Genomic DNA, 16662 nt, shown 5'->3' on the forward strand with positions numbered 1-16662 from the left:
TTTCACACTTTCACGACGAACTGCGACTATCGCATTGAGTGGTCTGCATCCAGCTGCGGCTGGAGCTTGACAAACCTCATATCCTTCTTGCGAACTCCTAAGCATCTATGACACAATACATATAGGACTTATTAGGCTAGCAAAGGTGAATATCATTGCCCTCATGATAGGGCGCGAAGGAGGCTACAGGCCATGAAGACGATCAAGCTTGGGACAAGCACATTGGAGGTGCCTGTCGTTGCAGTGGGATGCATGCGCATCAACTCGCTGGACAAGGCAGGAGCGGAACGGTTCATTCAGACCGCTATGGAGCAGGGAGCGAACTTCTTCGATCATGCGGACATCTATGGTGGAGAAGGGAAATGCGAGGAAATCTTCGCGGATGCCATAAACATGAATGACGATGTCCGTGAAAGCATGATTCTGCAATCGAAATGCGGCATTCGCAAAGGCATGTTCGACTTCTCCAAGGAGCATATTCTGCAGTCAGTGGACGGCATACTGCGGCGTCTGCGCACAGATTATCTGGACGTGCTGCTGCTTCATCGGCCGGATACACTCGTTGAGCCCGAAGAGGTCGCTGAAGCATTCGATACGCTGGCAAGCTCCGGCAAAGTAAGACACTTCGGCGTATCCAATCAGAACCCTATGCAAATGGAGCTGCTGCGCAAATACGTCAAGCAGCCGCTAGTTGCCAATCAGCTGCAACTGAGCATTACGAACTCCACTATGATGACGAGCGGCTTCAATGTGAACATGGAGAATGCCGCCGCCGTTAACAGAGATGGCAGCGTGCTGGACTATTGCAGGCTGCATGACATTACCATTCAGCCGTGGTCGCCATTCCAATACGGCTTTTTCAAGGGCGTATTTCTGGATAATGAGGAATTCCCGGAATTGAATGAGACGATCAATGCCGTCGCGGCCAACTATGGGGTAAGCAATACGACGATTGCCATGGCATGGCTGCTGCGCCATCCCGCCAAGATGCAGCCGGTGACGGGCACGATGAATATCGATCGGCTGATTGACTGTTGCAAGGCAAGCGACATTACTTTAACGCGCGAGGAATGGTACGAGATTTACCGCTCGGCAGGCAACATTTTGCCATAAGCAGATTGAACTGGAGAAGCGCTAAAGCTATCTCTGCGGAAGAATGGAATACGCTCCGTATTCCATTCTTTCTTTTTTTGACGCAAGCCGTTAATCGCATTTCTTCCATTGTTCGTACCATGCGGCTACGTCTCTCAAGCGCTCTGCCTTCTGGTTAGCGCTCATCTGCGACCTGAGCTGCTCGTATTGTTCCTCGACCAACTCTCGGTCGCCGGTCTGATGGAACAGCTTCATCAGCGAAAAGCAACTTTCGCACTCGTCAGGCAATAATTGTTGAACGTGCTGATTGACCGCAATCGCCTTTCTAATGTTGCCCTCACGCTCATAGTATCGGCTTAACTCCCGCATATGAAGAAGCCATAGTCGTCGATAGCGCTGCCGTTCCTGCACAGCCCATTGATAATCATAGCTGCCGAGATAATCTCCTTCATATGCATGCAGCACATGCTCATAGGCCGCCACCGATTGCGAGCAGGGCTTGTCTAGACAATTGACAGCCCGCTCCCATTCCTCCACGTCGACTTTCATGGCTTGCATCTCCAGTCTATAGCCGGGAACCTTCCCCCAAGAATAAGCGATTCTCAAGTTCAGCTCCAAGCTCTTCAGAGTCTGACGTATATGATAAATGGAAGTGTGAAGCTGCTTGGCAGCTTTCTCCTCCTCCATATCAGCCCATAACAGTTTTACTAATTGATCCCGATAGACAGTCTGTCCGCGATGATGCAGCAAGTATGCGAACAACTCGCGCGCTTTGCTCGTTCTCCATTTGATGCTGTGCACCTGCTGGCGGGACAGCTTGAATCGGATTTCCTTGAAGCAGCATATAACCGGGGTCGAAGCGTCATACATGTGTAATTCCCTCCATACTTTCTTCATCATTTCAAATGCTGTAACAGATCTATGAAAACGACTGACTATATCAGCTTGCAGCATGACCTCGCAAGTCTATCATCCACATATACACAGTAACTAAACAATTCCTTTATATTTGAAACAGCATGCCGAGAAATTCATGTGAGGCCAACCGAGTTGATATTGCCTCCGGCCCCCATAACCTCATTCGATTAATTCCTAACTGAAGCTATGAACCGCCTTGACTTATGGTATAATCTTTGAAAATAAAGCGTTTTTCTATTGAAAATGACAATAACCCACTCAGAGAAACTAGTCCAAGTAGGTGTTCCCACATTGAAGCATGAACGCAATCCATTCCATCAAAGCTTCGAAAATCTGGAGGCACTGGCTGATAAAATTAGCGAGGTGCTGCGCAATCCCGTTACGATCGAGGACGATAATCATCGGCTCATTGCCTACAGCTCCCATGAATCGCATTCCGATGAAGCCCGAGTAGCGACCATTATCGGCAGAAGAGTGCCGGAGAAGGTTATCCGCGCGTTGTGGCAAGAAGGCCATATGCAGCATTTATTGGGCAGTGAAGAGCCGTTGGCCATTCCTTCGATCACCTCTGTCGGACTAGGCAAGCGAATTGCCATTGCTATACGTAAGCAGCGCACCGTGCTCGGCTATATATGGGTGCTGGAATCGGACAAGCCGCTCGGCGATGATGCCACTGACATGCTGAAGAAGGCTGCGCATGCGGCTTCGGCGAAGCTGCTACAGCTGCAAGTGAAGAAGCGCAAGGAAGAGAAGGGACACGAGGACTTCTTCTGGCAGCTGCTTACCGGTTATCTGGAGGATCATAGCGATATTGATCACAAGGCCGCCGAGCTGGGCATTGCCTTGCCGAGCCGCTATCGGATCGTCGTGTTGGAATTCGCATCCGACCTGCAAGACAAGCAGCAGCATATTGAATATATGCTCACTACATCGCAGCGTATCACTGCCTTCTTCCATACCGTGAAGCAGAAGCAGCTGATCATCCTGTCGGCCTTAAAGCCGAACTCCCACGCGGAGGACGACGACTTCGAGGATTTTCAATATATATTCGATCAGATGCAGCAGCGGTTCGGCTTCTCCCCTTCAGGTGGAGCAAGCGGCTCGCCTTACGATGATTACATGATGGTGGAGCGCAGCTACAAGGAAGCGCTGACTGTGCTGCGCATGAAGAGACTGTTCCCGAAGGAGTTGCTCGATACGTATACCTACTCCCAGCTGGGCTATTACCGACTGCTTCCTGCCATGTTGACAGAAAGTCGTCTTCATCCTGTCACTAATCCCAGCGTGAAGAAGCTGCGCTTATACGACAACGAGCATAACAGCGATCTGCTGCATACGTTAGAAGTATTCCTGGCCTCTGACAGCAATGTGAAAGCGGCGGCGGAAACTTTGCATATCCATACCAATACACTAAGCTATCGCTTAAAGCGAATCGGTGAAATCGGCGGCATTGATCTCGGCAATATCAATCAGAAGATTACCGTGTTCCTTGATTTGAAGCTGGACAGGCTGAAGAAGGAGCAAGCCCCGCATTTGTGAATCACAACGAAAAAACCTTCAACATTTGTTATTTCCTCACAATGTTAAATAATTGATTCCCCCTTATACTTGACACTGAGTCACAAGTTAAAAGGGGGAGCTACTCATGATTATAGGAGTACCGAAGGAAAGTAAGAATAATGAAAACCGCGTGGCGATCACGCCCGCAGGAGTCGTCTCACTCCTCCAGTCCGGACATTGCGTCAATATCGAAAGCAACGCTGGAATTGGCAGCGGTTTCACCAATGACGATTACAGACTGGCCGGAGCATCCATTGTGAGTGAAGCCGACGACGTGTGGGCGGCGTCCGATATGGTCATGAAAGTGAAGGAGCCTCTCCCCTCAGAATATCGCCTCTTCCGCAAAGGATTAATCTTGTTCACCTATCTTCACTTAGCTGCGGAGCCGGAGCTGGCGCGCGCGCTGGTTGACGCGGAAGTAACGGCCATCGCCTATGAAACCGTAGAAGTGAATCGTACGCTTCCACTGTTGACGCCCATGAGCGAGGTAGCGGGACGAATGGCTACTCAGATTGGAGCGCAGTATTTGGAGAAGATGTATGGCGGCAAAGGCATACTGCTTGGTAGCGTGCCGGGCGTAAAGCGGGGCAATGTGACGATTATCGGCGGCGGAGTTGTCGGTACGAATGCGGCCAAAATCGCGGTCGGACTAGGCGCCAAAGTAACGATGATCGATCTCAGCGCCGATCGTCTTCGCCAGTTGGACGATATATTCGGCGCCCAAATCACGACATTAATGTCGAACCCGCTCAATATTGCTGAAGCTGTGGCAGAATCCGACCTCGTCATTGGAGCTGTACTGATTCCCGGAGCCAGAGCGCCTAAATTGGTAACAGAAGATATGATCAAGACCATGTCGCCAGGGTCTGTCGTGATGGATGTCGCTGTAGACCAGGGAGGCATTATGGAGACGGTCAATCGCATAACTACGCATGACAATCCGACCTATCTGAAGCATGGCGTCGTTCACTATGCCGTCGCCAATATGCCCGGCGCTGTTCCCAATACCGCCACCATCGCTCTGACCAATGCAACGATGCCGTACGCCCTCCAACTAGCGGGCAAAGGCGTGCGCAAAGCGATTCAAGACAATGCGTCACTTAAGCTTGGCGTCAACACCGCGGCGGGCGCCGTCACCTATGAAGCTGTGGCTAACGATCTGGGCTACGCCTATACGCCGGTAGAGCAAGCGCTGGAGCTTGCGCTAGCCGCGAATTAATGGCGATGGAGCTACCGGGGATGACTTGTTCGGACTAACCCAATGGCTGTTCATTTCCCGGCTTCATCCATCTTCGGCACAGATCATCAGCCCGCTCCACGATATGCTGACCGAAGCGATAAGGCATGCTGCCTTCCTTTATCTCCGGTTGCCGCAGTTGTTCCCGGACAGAGCCTGAGATGTCCTGCAGCAGTTCCACAATCCTCTCTCGCCACTCCTCTGTCGCAGCGATAGCCTTCTCCGGATCGACCGCTCTCGCGGGGAATAAGGGGATATTCCACATGCTGAGTTGCGGCAGCAGCCGCTCCAGTTCCTCATAGAGCGACCTTATGGCACGCCGTTCTTCCGGCGCATAATACTGATAATAATCGTCCATAATTCGCTCTATATCGTCGTCCCATAATGCCCTGCAGAATACATAGCTATTGAATTGATGCGCCCACTTCCAAGGATAGTCGGCAACCTTGTCCAAGTTCGGCACGACCAGATTCACAATGCCATGCACCCGCAAGCTCTCGTAATAAGACATATCTTCGGCGATTCTCCGAGGTATGAACGGGAATAATGAGGAGAGCATAAAGTGGTCGCTATAGTATTCGAAGATGGTCAGCTTCCTACCGCTACGATGCAGTGCCTCATCCCAGTCGAGCAGAGCGCGTCGCGCCCTTGCGTCGCTCTTATGCGGACTGTCCTCATAACCGTAGCTGTAGTCACGTCCCCAATAGGCGAGCAAGGTGTTCACGCTATGCGATGTGTCCGAACCCGCTCGTTCCAGCATGCTCCAGGACAAGCCTGCATTATAGACGATATGCTCCACTTCAACGTTGACATCCGCAGCCAGAAGTTCGTCACGAAGCATCTCCGTGAATTGCACATAGGCGCCCAGGAATCCTTCGGCATCACCCGTCGCTACATCTTCAGGCCATAGCGATAGACGATGAAGATTAGGCACATGCTTGCAGTACGAGATCACCTTCGTAATAAGGAGTCTCTGCCAATCCGAGGATTGGAAGTCCACTTGCCGCTTCGACGTATAAGGATGCTCTGCCTCTGAATACGGAATCTCCCTCTCATTGTCCAGGAAAAACTTCAGACTATGCCCGCCCAATGTGATGGATATCCCACGCTCCACAATAGAGGAAGCGATCTCTCCGCCAATCTGATCCCACAAGGAGAAAGTGAAGAAGAGCTCGTTAATGCCGTTTTTCACCAACCAGTCTATCATCAGCTTCATATATGCCGCATCGTTCACTGTCTCGAACACGAAGCCTCTGCGTTCCATTCTCGGGGAATAGACCTCTCCACGCTTGTTGCAACGGTTCAGATCAGGGACGATTACGGTAGCTTCGCCCGGGTATATCCAATGCGCGCCCCATTCTTCCTGCGCATACCGATAGACGGCATATAATGCCGCTCTCTCGGATTTCCCCGCCAGCATTAGACTGCCTTCCCACTCTATCATCACATAGTCATCGGAATAACGGGAATCCTCGGGGTGTATCTTCCCTGCCAGCTCAGGCTTGCAGCTTAACAGCTCTTCCCATGTGCCAATCCATACTTCTCCGGTATGCTCGCTTCCGGACTTGCCAGCGAAAGCTTCCTTCAGTCTCTCCCATTCTCCGTAGGCAAATGAAATAACGGGGTGCCTGTTCCCCAGACGCTTCTCTTTCACTCTCCACACTCCCTCACCGCAAATATTAGAGCGCTCCCAAATCGAGCAATCAACAGTTCCAGATAGACTCTAACAGCACATTACCTGTGTTGGGAGCGCTCCAATCATGTATAATTTTAATTATTACCTCATTTCTCTTTTCCGTCAACATACAATACTGATCAATCCGACTGAACCGTTTCGACTAACACTCCCCGTATCATACGACAACGACATGAGTCGCCGCTCCATCCTTATCACTGACGTTTTCCACCGCCGTCTATCGGATGCTTAATATGGTCTTCATAAAGGTCGAAGTATAAGCTGCCGTTGGTTCCTTTCACGGCATAACATACTTTCTCCACGTTCAGATCCCGTTTTCTCCCAAGGGGATGTATTCCATGTATATGTATATCCGCCTTCTGGACGGCAGCGACGGCGCAATCATGAGTCTGCACTCCGATACACATATTTCCCCCAAAAGAACATAGCCGCCCCTCCCAAAGGGAAGGAACGGCTATGACGCTAATTATTTATCGTGTACATTCGCAGCCGGGTCTCAACCCACGCGACAGCTTCCCGTTAATTTCTTCAATTAAAGACGGCAGCTCGTTCATTCGATCGATACAGAAGTCGGCGCCGTTTTCCATGAACACTTTCCTCGTCTGGGCTACAGCCTCTGCCTGCTCCGCCCCCGACAAACGATCGAAGTCCTCCTGGCTGTAACCAAGCTCCGAACTGCCGATAACCACACCGACTGTCCATACCCCCGCATGCACGCCCTCCCGTATATCGGATACGGTATCTCCCGCCTTCACTACCTTCCATGTAGCGGACAGCTTGAGCTGCTCCATGTTCCTGTAGATCATATAGGGATAAGGCCTGCCATAGGAACCGGTATCGTCTGGGGTTACGACGCAGTCCGGGCTGTATCCTTTCGTCCGCGCATGAGATACGACAACCTCCATCATCTTGCTGGTATAGCCCGTAGTAGAACCAATTCGCAAGCCCTCGGCCCGCAACGCATCTACGGTCTCGATGACGCCGGGAATCGGATCGGTATAGTGCGATAGATTGGTCATCAGCGCAGGCTCGAACTTCGCATACAACACTTCGACATCCTGTTCGTTGAAAGGCCTGCCGTGCTGCTCCTGCCATAGTGCCGACACCCTCGGCATAGACAACATAGCGCGAATATGATCGATCTTCAGCAGGCCCATCGGCCCTCTTGCTTCTTCCATCGTCACTTCGATACCTGCTTGCTTGAATATATCGACGAACACATTGACAGGTGCGAAGCATCCGAAGTCTACTGCCGTTCCGGCCCAATCCAGTATTACGCCCTCTATCCGGTTGTTGCTACTCATCTATCCAATCCCTCCATATACGCTGTTATAATATCGCATAGACGATTAATGTCTTCCTCGTAAATTTCCCCAATATTGCCGATTCGGAACGTATCGACCTCCGTCAGCTTGCCCGGATAGATGACATAACCCCGCTCTTTCACATACTCGTAAAATTGGCTGAAGCTGAAGTCCTCGCTAGGGAAAAGGAATGTCGTAATGATCGGAGATTGCTTCTCCTCTGCGATGTAGGCTCTGACGCCGCTGGACGCCAGTCTCTGCCGAAGCAGCTCGTTGTTCCGCCGATAACGCTCGTATCTGGCGCTCACTCCACCCTCTTGAGCCAGCTCATCCAGCGCTCGGGAGAAAGCTGCTACCACGTGAGTCGGGGAGGTGAAGCGCCACTTGCCATCCTTGTCCATCCCTTTCCACTGGTCGTACAGATCCAGCGACAAGCTGCGAGATACACCCTTACAGGCCTCCAGCCTGTCCAGTCTGGCGATGACGAAGCCGAAGCCCGGAACGCCCTGGATGCACTTGTTGGCGCTGCTGATCACATAGTCGATGCCAAGGCCCGCCACATCGATGTCGATTCCGCCGAAGCTGCTCATCGCGTCCAGAATGAACGTCTTGTTATATTGCCGGGCCAGCTCGGCAACGTCTGCGACAGGGTTCAATATGCCCGTCGTCGTCTCGCAGTGCACCATGGCCATATGCGTAATGCCGGGATCTGCATCCAGCACTACCTTCAACTGCTCCACATCGGGATATTGATCGTAGCCGACACGATATTCGACATACTGCAGCCCGATATATTCCGCCATCTGGACAATGCGCTCGCCATAAGCGCCATTCGTCATAATGAGCACTTTGTCCCGACCCGAGATCGCCGACGTCATGACAGATTCTACAGCGAACGTGCCGCTTCCCTGCATCAGCACGACTGTATACTGCGCCGGATCAACTCCTGCCAGCTCCAGCAGCTGAGTTCGTATTTTTTGGGTAATCGATTTATAGGAATCGTCCCAGGTGCATCGGTCTTGCAGCATTTCCTCCTTCACCGTGCTCGTCGTCGTCAATGGCCCCGGTGTCAACAATTTGTATCGATTCATTCCTAACTCCTCCTATTTCGCGTCGTTGAACGCCTTCTGATGCTCTTCCAGCAATTCTACCGTCAGCGGCTCGGCGAATACTTTGGCATACGCCGGCTTGTTCACATCGTCCACCTTCTCGCCTTCATACAAGGCAACGGGATAGTTGGAGATGAGTTCGCCTCTCGCTTGCTCAATAATCGTCTGTGCCATCTTCAACGCCAGCTCAGTCGTCGCATTATCCTTGTCCACGACCGCGATCGATTCCGTCAAGGAGAAGTTGCCCTCCGCTGGGTCTACGAAGTCGATTGGCGCTCCGTCCGCATTCGCTCTTACCGCCTGATGACGCAGTCCGAAGCCGGCAGCCACTTCTCCCGCCTCTACCTTCTTGATCGGACCGGAGCCGGAGCTTTCCAGATGAGGACCGGCATTGACGATCAGATCATGCAGCACCGCACCCGCCTCTTCGCCATACTCGCTAATAATGGCTTGAACAAGCAGCCACGCTGTAGAGGAATGCATAATGTTCGGTATGGAGACCAGACCGTTGTATTCCGGACGTGTCAGATCCTTAATCGTCGTCGGTATCGGCAGTCCCTTCTCCTTCAGCACCTCCGTATTGACGAAGATCGAGCCTGTATTCGCCAGAATCGGCGCATAATAGGAAGGATAGCTGTCTAGCGTCTTGCTCTTGAACGCCAATTCCTTGAACATCGCGTGCTTGGCTTGCGCGGTCTCGATAAAGTAGGAGCTCATCGTAACGAGATCGGCCTCAATGTCGCCGCCCTCAGTCAGCAGCTTGCCGCCTAACTCCGACGTGCCCAGCGACTGAATTACATACTTGCCCTCATAACCCGCTTCCTTTAGCGCAGCCTCCATTGCCGCCACGGCCTCTTCATCGGCATTGGTTGAGATGACCACCTTCTCCTCAGCCAGGGAACCGTCATTGCCGCACCCTGCAAGTGCGAACATCAGACTGAGGACAACAATAGACAGCAGCACAGCTTTCATCGTTTTAGAATTTGTAGTCATGGAAATTCCCTCACTTTATTTGTTTTTGGTCAGCATTCTTCTCTGTCCGTAATCACACAACAGTTTGATCAATAGATTGGTGAAGAAGATAAACATCGACAGGACAAATATTTCGTTAAATTTGGCGAAATGCTGCAGCTCTTTGATCTTGCTGGCGACGACCGACGTCTGGGCCGATACGAGGAAGATGACGCCGCTTATCGTCACCATCGCGTTCATGAAGAAGTAACCCAGCATGTCGAATATCGTGGCGGCGGAATTGGGCACAATAACCCGATATACCGTCTTGAACCAGCTGTCTCCAAGCAGCTCGCCTGTCGTCTCCCAAGACGGATTCATCTTGGACAGGGCGTTCTTCGCCATCAAGTAAGGCGTCGTGAAGAAATGAACGATGTTGCAGAACACAAGTATCGCGAACGTCCCCTTCAAGCTGCTCCCATTAAACAACAGCAGGTACGATATACCCAGCACCATGCCGGGTACCGTATTGGTTATCATGGAGACGATATCCATGGACGATCTGAGCTTAAGCGACGACCGTACATTCAACAGAGCCGCCCAATAAGCGATCGCGGTTCCCAGCAGAGAAGTGAGCAGTGCGACCCATAAAGAATTGCTATAGACCTTCATTAAATCACTGGATTGGACGATGCTCATGACATGCTTCAATGTGAAGGTCGTGTCGTACGGGTAGCGGTTCAGCCAAGGCGCGATAAACATTATCGCGAATATAGAGAGCATCCCGAGAACAATGACGATCGATAAGGCAGCAAGGCCAGTATCGCGAACGCGATGATGCGGAAGCTCAGTATCCACCGCATTGTCGTAATGGAAATTGAGCTTCTCCAGCCGATGCAGCAGCCATATGCCGAACACGGCGGGCGCGAGCATCATGACGGAGATTGCCGCTCCCTGATGCATATCGGGAATGGCGCCTAACATCACTTCGTATAGCTGCGTCGCCAGCACGTGATACGTTCCGCCTACCGAAGCCGGGATGCCGAAGTCCGTGAAGCTTAAGATGAATGAAAGGACAAACGCCCCGCCAAGAGCACCCGCCATTGGACGCAGTATCGTATTAACAAAGCTCCTAAACGTCCCATCCCCCATTAAATGCGACACGATAATAAACTTTTTGTCCACATACTTAAACGCATTGTGAATGAGCAGGAACGCAGGAGGCAGCGTGTATATGACATATCCGATCAGCATGCCGTTGAACCCGTATATATCGAATAGCTGCCGTCCGATTATCCGCGTAATGAAGCCTTGATTGCCTAGCGAATACATAATGGCGAATCCGTAAGTAATTGTGGGCAGCAGCATCGGAATGATAATAATCGTTCGCAGTATGCCTTTCATGGACTTGAAGATGCGGGTGCAATGAATCGCATAGGCCAGTGTAAATCCCAATACGGTGGACAAGCACGCCGTCGCCGCCGAGATTTTCAGGCTGTTCAGCGCCGATACCCCGATATCGCGCTCGCTCCAGACGGCTACATAATTGGCGAGCGAGAAGCCCTGTCCGGTCTCCAGTGAGCGGATGAACAGCAGGAGGAGCGGCAGGAACAGGAATACAGTGAACAGCAGAAGCAGAACTGCAAGCATAATACGCATTTCCGGCTTTGCTTTATACATGCGTCTCACCGAATAAATTATAAATATTTTGCCGTTTTATATGGAGCTGTTGAATGATGAACTGCTTGACGAAGTCGTTGCCCGGACGATGGATGATATCCTGGGGCGCTCCGAACTGCGCGACTGAGCCTTGCTGAATGATGAGTATCTTGTCCGATAGCGTCAGAGCTTCTTCCGGATCATGCGTCACGATAATCGTCGTCAGCTTGAACTGCTTCGCAACGGATTGGATCCGCTTCTTGATCGATTCCTTGATGACCCCGTCAAGCGCGCTTAGCGGTTCGTCCAGCAGCAGGAGCTGCGGCTTCGTCACCAATGTGCGGGCAAGCGCGACCCGCTGCTTCTGTCCACCCGACAGCTCGCTTATCCGCTTCTTCAGATGCGGCTGCAATTCCAGGAATTCGATATATTCCCCAATTTCCTGCTCACTGACGCTCTCCTTCTTATTGCGTAAGCCATAGACAATGTTGTCGTAAGCATTCAGATTAGGGAACAGCGCGTAGTCCTGGAAGACGATATTGAAGCCGCGCTTCTTCATCGGCAGCGAAGTCATATCCACCCCGTTGAACGTGATCGTTCCGCGATCCGGCTTTGTTAATCCCAATATAATGTTCAGCAAGGTCGTCTTCCCGCTCCCGCTCGGTCCCAGCAGGGACACAATCTCGCCCGATTCAATCGCCACGTTTATATCATCCAGCACGACTTTATTGTCATAATGCTTGCCTATATGCTGGAGTCTCAGCATATCGCTCACCTCCTTAGGTACACGCTCAGTATAAAATCAGATTGTTAACGTTGATAGGCAACTGTGTAAAATGTGCGTAAATTATGCATAACTCATATATAAGTATTGCATCTATTCATGGCATATATTGCCTCAACATGCGAAACAATTAGGAATAAGCCTTGATTCTACCGATTGCAATCAGTAGACTTAGAAGGGAACACATGCAATCGTTCGCTAGCGATTCGTCATTGACAGTATCACGACATAATAGAAGGGTGAGAGCATGCTTCCACTGGAAAGGCAGAAGAAAATTCTAGATCTGCTCATGATCAAAAATGTGCTCAAATTGCCCGAGTTGACCGCCGAGCTGGACATCTCCATCGATACGCTCAGGCGCGATCTGAACACTCTGACCAGCCAAGGGAAGATAGAAAAGATATACGGCGGGGTCAAGCTCGTGCAGGCGAAATTTGGGGAATCCTCCATGGATGAGAGGATGATCAAGCAGCTAGAGGAGAAGGAGAATATCGCACGAAAATGCAGTCAGTTGATCAGCGACGGCGATTGCATTTATCTCGACAGCGGCTCAACCACTTATCATATCGCCAAGTATGTCAAGCACAAGAAGCTGCTAACGGTCGTCACCAACTCCATCCCGATCGTTCAGGAACTGATGGACAGCTCCGTCGAGTTGATCATCATTGGCGGCAAGATCAGACATCATGAGCAGTCTGTCATCGCGTACGACTACTTGTTCAACTTTCAAGGATTGAATATTCAGAAAGCGTTCATCTGCTGCAGCGGCATTACGATCGACAGAGGCATATCTGACTATAATCTGGAGGAAGCCGTCACCCGCAAAAAAATTGTCGAGCAAGCGGGCCAAGTGTATGTCGCCGCCGACAGCAGCAAATTCGGCAAGGATGTCACCATCTCCATCGCCCCTCTGGAACGAGTGGATGCCATCATTACAGATCATCATGTCAATGCCGAACTTGTGCATAAGTTCAAGAAGTTACGTACCAATCTGGTTATTGCGGAATAAGTGTATTGCTTGCCCGAGACAGAGCGCAGGGAAGCTTGAAGACAAAAGAAAACGGCCATTAGTCATCGCACGTGACTAATGGCCGTTTTATCTCTATCCGTCTATACCGTCTGAAGGACTTGCTCCTGCTTAGTGCTAAGACCAAGCGTCCGAGCTGTCGATGCATGAATTTCTTGAATAAGTTCCGGTTTTTTCTGTAAAGCTACTCCGTATGATGGAATCATCTCTTTCAGCTTCGGCTCCCATGCCTTCACCTGTTGCGGGAAGCACTTCTGAATCACTTCCAGCATAACCGATACGGCAGTAGAAGCGCCTGGAGAAGCGCCAAGCAGTGCGGCTATCGAGCCGTCAGCTGCGCTAATGACCTCTGTCCCGAATTGAAGTGTTCCTTTGCCTGCAGCCGTATCTTTAATAATCTGCACACGCTGTCCGGCAACCAGCAGATCCCAGTCTTCGCTCTTGGCGTTCGGGACGAATTCCCGCAGCGCTTCCATGCGCTTCTCCTTGGACAGCATCACTTGCTTAATCAAGTAAGTCGTCAATGGAACATTCTTCACGCCTGCCGCCATCATCGTGGTCAGATTGCTCGTCTTCACAGAAGTAATCAAGTCCAGATTGGAGCCGTACTTCAAGAACTTCGGGGTGAAGCCCGCGAACGGTCCGAACAGCAGCGATTCCTTATTCTCGATAAATCGGGTATCCAGATGGGGAACAGACATTGGCGGAGCGCCCACTGGAGCCTTTCCATATACCTTTGCATGATGCTGCGCCACGACCTCCGGATTTTGACAGACCATGAACAGTCCGCTAACGGGGAAGCCTCCGATGCCCTTCCCTTCCGGAATGCCCGACTTCTGCAGCAAGTGCAAGCTGCCGCCGCCGCCGCCGATAAAGACGAACTTGGCGTTATGGCGTTCCACAGAGCCGCTGTCGATGTCCCGCACCTTCAAGTTCCAGGAGCCGTCGGCGGCACGCTTTATATCGTCTACATTTTGCTTGTACTGAATATGAACACCTTTCCCGCTCAGATGCTTGAACAGCATTCTGGTCAGAGAGCCGAAATTGACATCTGTGCCGGATTGGATTCTTGTCGCAGCCATCGGCTGTTCCACCGCTCGTTCTGTCATCATAAGCGGGATCCATTGCTTCAGCTTGTCGGGATCGTCGGAATATTCCATGCCGGCAAACAACGGATTACTGGACATCGCTTCAAAGCGCTTCTTCAAGAACGCGACATCCTTCTCCCCTTGCACGAAACTCATATGCGGCACTTGCATAATAAAGTCCTTCGGATTGCGAATCAGACCGCTGTCCACAAGATAGGACCAGAACTGCTTGGATACCTGGAATTCTTCATTCACTTTAATCGCCTTGCTAATATCTATGGTTCCGTCCGGTTTGGCGGAGGTATAATTCAGTTCGCATAGCGAAGCATGACCCGTCCCCGCATTATTCCATTCATTCGAGCTTTCCTCGCCCGCAGTCGCGCGCCGCTCGAACACCTTGATTTCCCAGTCCGGGACTAATTCTTTCAACAATGCGCCTAGCGTAGCGCTCATAATTCCGGCACCGATTAAGATCACGTCTGTTTTCGATTGTTTATTACTCATTTCTACCTTCCTTATTCCCTGAAATTTGCAGAAAGGATGCAGGCGCTCTTAACAGGCGTCACAGAAAGCCAGAGCGCGAACTAGTCACACACCATTTCCGGATCGATTCTATACCTCATCATAGTCTATCACTATTAGCGATAGATTTAAATAATTCTATTATAAGTTGTATAGGAGGGAATTGATAGGGCGATAGCGATGAGAATTTCCACCACACGTTCTTTTTCTGTAGCACGTGAATAATTCCCATTTGGTTCACTCATCCTATACAACGACAATATGGAGGAGGAAGCAATCAATGGAATGGTCATGGATCTGGAAGTCAGCCTTTATTGTTGTAGCAGGAATGGTGCTCTTGCGTATTTCGGGCAGAAAATCGATTTCTCAAATGAGTGTAGCCACAACTGTCATTATGATCTCCATAGGTACGACCATCGTCCAGCCGATTGCCAATAACCAGCTCTGGACAGCGATTGGTTCAGCTGCTGTTTTCATTATTTCGTTACTGGTCATTGAAATGCTGGCCTTGCAGTATGATTGGTTCGAGAGGCTGTTGAGCGGACGTGCTAAGACAATCATAGAGAATGGACAAATCATAAGTAGAAATCTACGAAGCATTCGGATGACTGTCGATCAGTTGGAAATGCGGTTACGACAAAAAGGCATCGCCAATATTGGCGATGTGAGGACCGCGACAGCGGAACCGAATGGCCAGATCGGCTACGAATTAATGCCGCATGCCAAACCGGTAACTGTAAGGGATCTGGAGCGCATGCTAGGACTGAAAGCCGGAACGGCAACGAATCAGAACATGCTGTTCCGGGAAGTTAGCGAGCCCCATCCTACCCCGATCGACACTGAACTGGAATAGGCAACCAAAGCCGATGAATTAACCTTCAAGTCGCTCGATTCGCTGCAGGATGGTATATTTATCGTCATAAAGCGTCATAAACTGTGTTAGGCCGACCATTCGGAACAACTTGGCATAATGGGAGGACAGACCGTATGCGAACGCCGGGCAACCCGCCTTATGGAGTGCGCGAACAATTCGAATGAGCACAGCGATGCCCAAGCTGTTAATATACCTTACTTCAGTGAAATTGAAAATGAGGAATGAGCCGCCTTGTTCCAGTCCATTTTCCCAGTTTTGCAGTAAAAACAAATCTGTCTCCGCCGATTTTGCAAGATCTCCTTGCAGGTCGATTACCCATATATTCCCCTCCTGTCTCATCGCCACGCGCAAGGGTTTATTCATGATGCTCCTCCTTCGACATAATAGGTCATTTTAACAAAAAAGCCTTCATCATTACCGCCATAAGCGAATTCATCTGTAAGCTCTCGCATAAACAGAAGTCCCCAGCCTCTGGGCTGTTCTTTCTCCCATATATGCGCTGCGGATTCAGTGGAAGGCAGCTTCACCATTCGGTTAGTGAGGTTAATGACATCGATGACAAATTTATCGGTATATACATGCAGACGAATTGTAATAGGCGTTCCGGTATGCCCATGCTCTATCGCATTAATACAGGCTTCGGCAATGACGGTGTGCACATCGTCGATTCGTGTCTCTTGCGGCAAAGTATGCTGAAGCGATTCGGTTACTAACCGCATGGCTAATTTCTCAACCCCATGGTCGGGATGAAAGCTCCACTCCTTCCTGAACAATCGTTGTCCCATCGCGCACCTCCATTCGAATATGCGGCAGATTAATCGCCATCTGCGCCTTGGTATGA

15 protein-coding genes are annotated in these 16662 nt (G+C 50.7%); 5 read left to right on the plus strand and 10 right to left on the minus strand.

Going from position 1 to position 16662, the window contains the following annotated elements:
* Positions 1-192 precede the first annotated feature (192 nt).
* Positions 193-1113, plus strand: a complete 921-nt coding sequence (locus tag ACFQ2I_RS07725) for an aldo/keto reductase (protein WP_377563349.1) — start codon at positions 193-195, stop codon at positions 1111-1113.
* A gap of 90 nt (positions 1114-1203) precedes the next feature.
* Here ACFQ2I_RS07725 and ACFQ2I_RS07730 read toward each other — a convergent pair whose 3' ends face one another.
* The gene (locus tag ACFQ2I_RS07730; protein ID WP_377563350.1) at positions 1204-1962 is read right to left on the minus strand and encodes an AfsR/SARP family transcriptional regulator; all 759 of its coding nucleotides are present in this window, start codon (positions 1960-1962) and stop codon (positions 1204-1206) included.
* A 339-nt stretch (positions 1963-2301) separates the two neighbouring features.
* Between ACFQ2I_RS07730 and ACFQ2I_RS07735 the strand changes: the two genes are divergently transcribed.
* Positions 2302-3549 carry a PucR family transcriptional regulator gene (locus ACFQ2I_RS07735; RefSeq protein WP_377563351.1) on the plus strand — a complete coding sequence of 416 codons (1248 nt, stop codon included), beginning with the start codon at positions 2302-2304 and terminating at the stop codon, positions 3547-3549.
* A gap of 106 nt (positions 3550-3655) precedes the next feature.
* Complete coding sequence (gene ald, locus ACFQ2I_RS07740; RefSeq protein ID WP_377563352.1) at positions 3656-4789, plus strand: alanine dehydrogenase; 1134 nt, start codon at positions 3656-3658, stop codon at positions 4787-4789.
* A 34-nt stretch (positions 4790-4823) separates the two neighbouring features.
* Here the strand turns inward: ald and ACFQ2I_RS07745 are convergent, their stop codons facing one another.
* From ACFQ2I_RS07745 to ACFQ2I_RS07770, 6 genes are all read right to left on the minus strand, one after another.
* Positions 4824-6461: a hypothetical protein gene (locus ACFQ2I_RS07745; RefSeq protein ID WP_377563355.1), complete on the minus strand. Its 1638-nt coding sequence runs from the start codon at positions 6459-6461 to the stop codon at positions 4824-4826.
* A 512-nt stretch (positions 6462-6973) separates the two neighbouring features.
* Positions 6974-7807, minus strand: a complete 834-nt coding sequence (gene phnX, locus ACFQ2I_RS07750; protein ID WP_377563357.1) for a phosphonoacetaldehyde hydrolase — start codon at positions 7805-7807, stop codon at positions 6974-6976.
* Complete coding sequence (gene phnW, locus ACFQ2I_RS07755; RefSeq protein ID WP_377563358.1) at positions 7804-8898, minus strand: 2-aminoethylphosphonate--pyruvate transaminase; 1095 nt, start codon at positions 8896-8898, stop codon at positions 7804-7806. Before phnW ends, phnX begins: the two co-directional genes overlap by 4 nt.
* Before the next feature lie 12 nt (positions 8899-8910).
* Positions 8911-9909 carry an extracellular solute-binding protein gene (locus tag ACFQ2I_RS07760; protein WP_377563361.1) on the minus strand — a complete coding sequence of 333 codons (999 nt, stop codon included), beginning with the start codon at positions 9907-9909 and terminating at the stop codon, positions 8911-8913.
* A 15-nt stretch (positions 9910-9924) separates the two neighbouring features.
* Complete coding sequence (locus ACFQ2I_RS07765) at positions 9925-11547, minus strand: ABC transporter permease (RefSeq protein ID WP_377563363.1); 1623 nt, start codon at positions 11545-11547, stop codon at positions 9925-9927.
* Positions 11540-12292 (minus strand): ABC transporter ATP-binding protein, encoded by a 753-nt coding sequence (locus tag ACFQ2I_RS07770; protein WP_377563364.1) that lies wholly within the window; start codon positions 12290-12292, stop codon positions 11540-11542. Before ACFQ2I_RS07770 ends, ACFQ2I_RS07765 begins: the two co-directional genes overlap by 8 nt.
* Positions 12293-12557: 265 nt before the next feature.
* Between ACFQ2I_RS07770 and ACFQ2I_RS07775 the strand changes: the two genes are divergently transcribed.
* Positions 12558-13319: a DeoR/GlpR family DNA-binding transcription regulator gene (locus ACFQ2I_RS07775; protein WP_377563365.1), complete on the plus strand. Its 762-nt coding sequence runs from the start codon at positions 12558-12560 to the stop codon at positions 13317-13319.
* 101 nt (positions 13320-13420) lie between these two features.
* Here the strand turns inward: ACFQ2I_RS07775 and ACFQ2I_RS07780 are convergent, their stop codons facing one another.
* Complete coding sequence (locus tag ACFQ2I_RS07780) at positions 13421-14929, minus strand: malate:quinone oxidoreductase (protein WP_377563366.1); 1509 nt, start codon at positions 14927-14929, stop codon at positions 13421-13423.
* Positions 14930-15227: 298 nt separating this feature from the next.
* Here ACFQ2I_RS07780 and ACFQ2I_RS07785 point away from each other — a divergent pair, with 298 nt between their 5' ends.
* Positions 15228-15800, plus strand: coding sequence for a DUF421 domain-containing protein (locus tag ACFQ2I_RS07785; RefSeq protein ID WP_377563367.1), 573 nt, complete (start codon positions 15228-15230; stop codon positions 15798-15800).
* Between the two features lie 18 nt (positions 15801-15818).
* On the opposite strand, the gene ACFQ2I_RS07790 is transcribed toward ACFQ2I_RS07785, so the two are convergent.
* Both ACFQ2I_RS07790 and ACFQ2I_RS07795 read right to left on the minus strand, forming a co-directional pair.
* Complete coding sequence (locus ACFQ2I_RS07790; protein WP_377563368.1) at positions 15819-16184, minus strand: STAS domain-containing protein; 366 nt, start codon at positions 16182-16184, stop codon at positions 15819-15821.
* The gene (locus ACFQ2I_RS07795) at positions 16181-16606 is read right to left on the minus strand and encodes an ATP-binding protein (protein WP_377563370.1); all 426 of its coding nucleotides are present in this window, start codon (positions 16604-16606) and stop codon (positions 16181-16183) included. The genes ACFQ2I_RS07790 and ACFQ2I_RS07795 overlap by 4 nt, the downstream gene beginning before the upstream one ends.
* Between the last annotated feature and the right edge of the window lie 56 nt (positions 16607-16662).

The organism is Paenibacillus chungangensis (assembly GCF_042675905.1).
Classification (GTDB): domain Bacteria; phylum Bacillota; class Bacilli; order Paenibacillales; family Paenibacillaceae; genus Pristimantibacillus; species Pristimantibacillus chungangensis.

Bases quoted from the DNA above. Each gene is read 5' to 3' on its own strand.
- ACFQ2I_RS07775 (WP_377563365.1), top strand. From the start codon at position 12,558: ATGCTTCCACTGGAAAGGCAGAAGAAAATTCTAGATCTGCTCATGATC.
- ACFQ2I_RS07770 (WP_377563364.1), bottom strand. From the start codon at position 12,292: ATGCTGAGACTCCAGCATATAGGCAAGCATTATGACAATAAAGTCGTG.
- ACFQ2I_RS07795 (WP_377563370.1), bottom strand. From the start codon at position 16,606: ATGGGACAACGATTGTTCAGGAAGGAGTGGAGCTTTCATCCCGACCAT.
- phnW (WP_377563358.1), bottom strand. From the start codon at position 8,898: ATGAATCGATACAAATTGTTGACACCGGGGCCATTGACGACGACGAGC.
- phnX (WP_377563357.1), bottom strand. From the start codon at position 7,807: ATGAGTAGCAACAACCGGATAGAGGGCGTAATACTGGATTGGGCCGGA.
- ACFQ2I_RS07760 (WP_377563361.1), bottom strand. From the start codon at position 9,909: ATGACTACAAATTCTAAAACGATGAAAGCTGTGCTGCTGTCTATTGTT.
- ACFQ2I_RS07765 (WP_377563363.1), bottom strand. From the start codon at position 11,547: ATGTATAAAGCAAAGCCGGAAATGCGTATTATGCTTGCAGTTCTGCTT.
- ACFQ2I_RS07730 (WP_377563350.1), bottom strand. From the start codon at position 1,962: ATGTATGACGCTTCGACCCCGGTTATATGCTGCTTCAAGGAAATCCGA.
- ACFQ2I_RS07725 (WP_377563349.1), top strand. From the start codon at position 193: ATGAAGACGATCAAGCTTGGGACAAGCACATTGGAGGTGCCTGTCGTT.
- ACFQ2I_RS07785 (WP_377563367.1), top strand. From the start codon at position 15,228: ATGGAATGGTCATGGATCTGGAAGTCAGCCTTTATTGTTGTAGCAGGA.
- ACFQ2I_RS07790 (WP_377563368.1), bottom strand. From the start codon at position 16,184: ATGAATAAACCCTTGCGCGTGGCGATGAGACAGGAGGGGAATATATGG.
- ACFQ2I_RS07780 (WP_377563366.1), bottom strand. From the start codon at position 14,929: ATGAGTAATAAACAATCGAAAACAGACGTGATCTTAATCGGTGCCGGA.
- ald (WP_377563352.1), top strand. From the start codon at position 3,656: ATGATTATAGGAGTACCGAAGGAAAGTAAGAATAATGAAAACCGCGTG.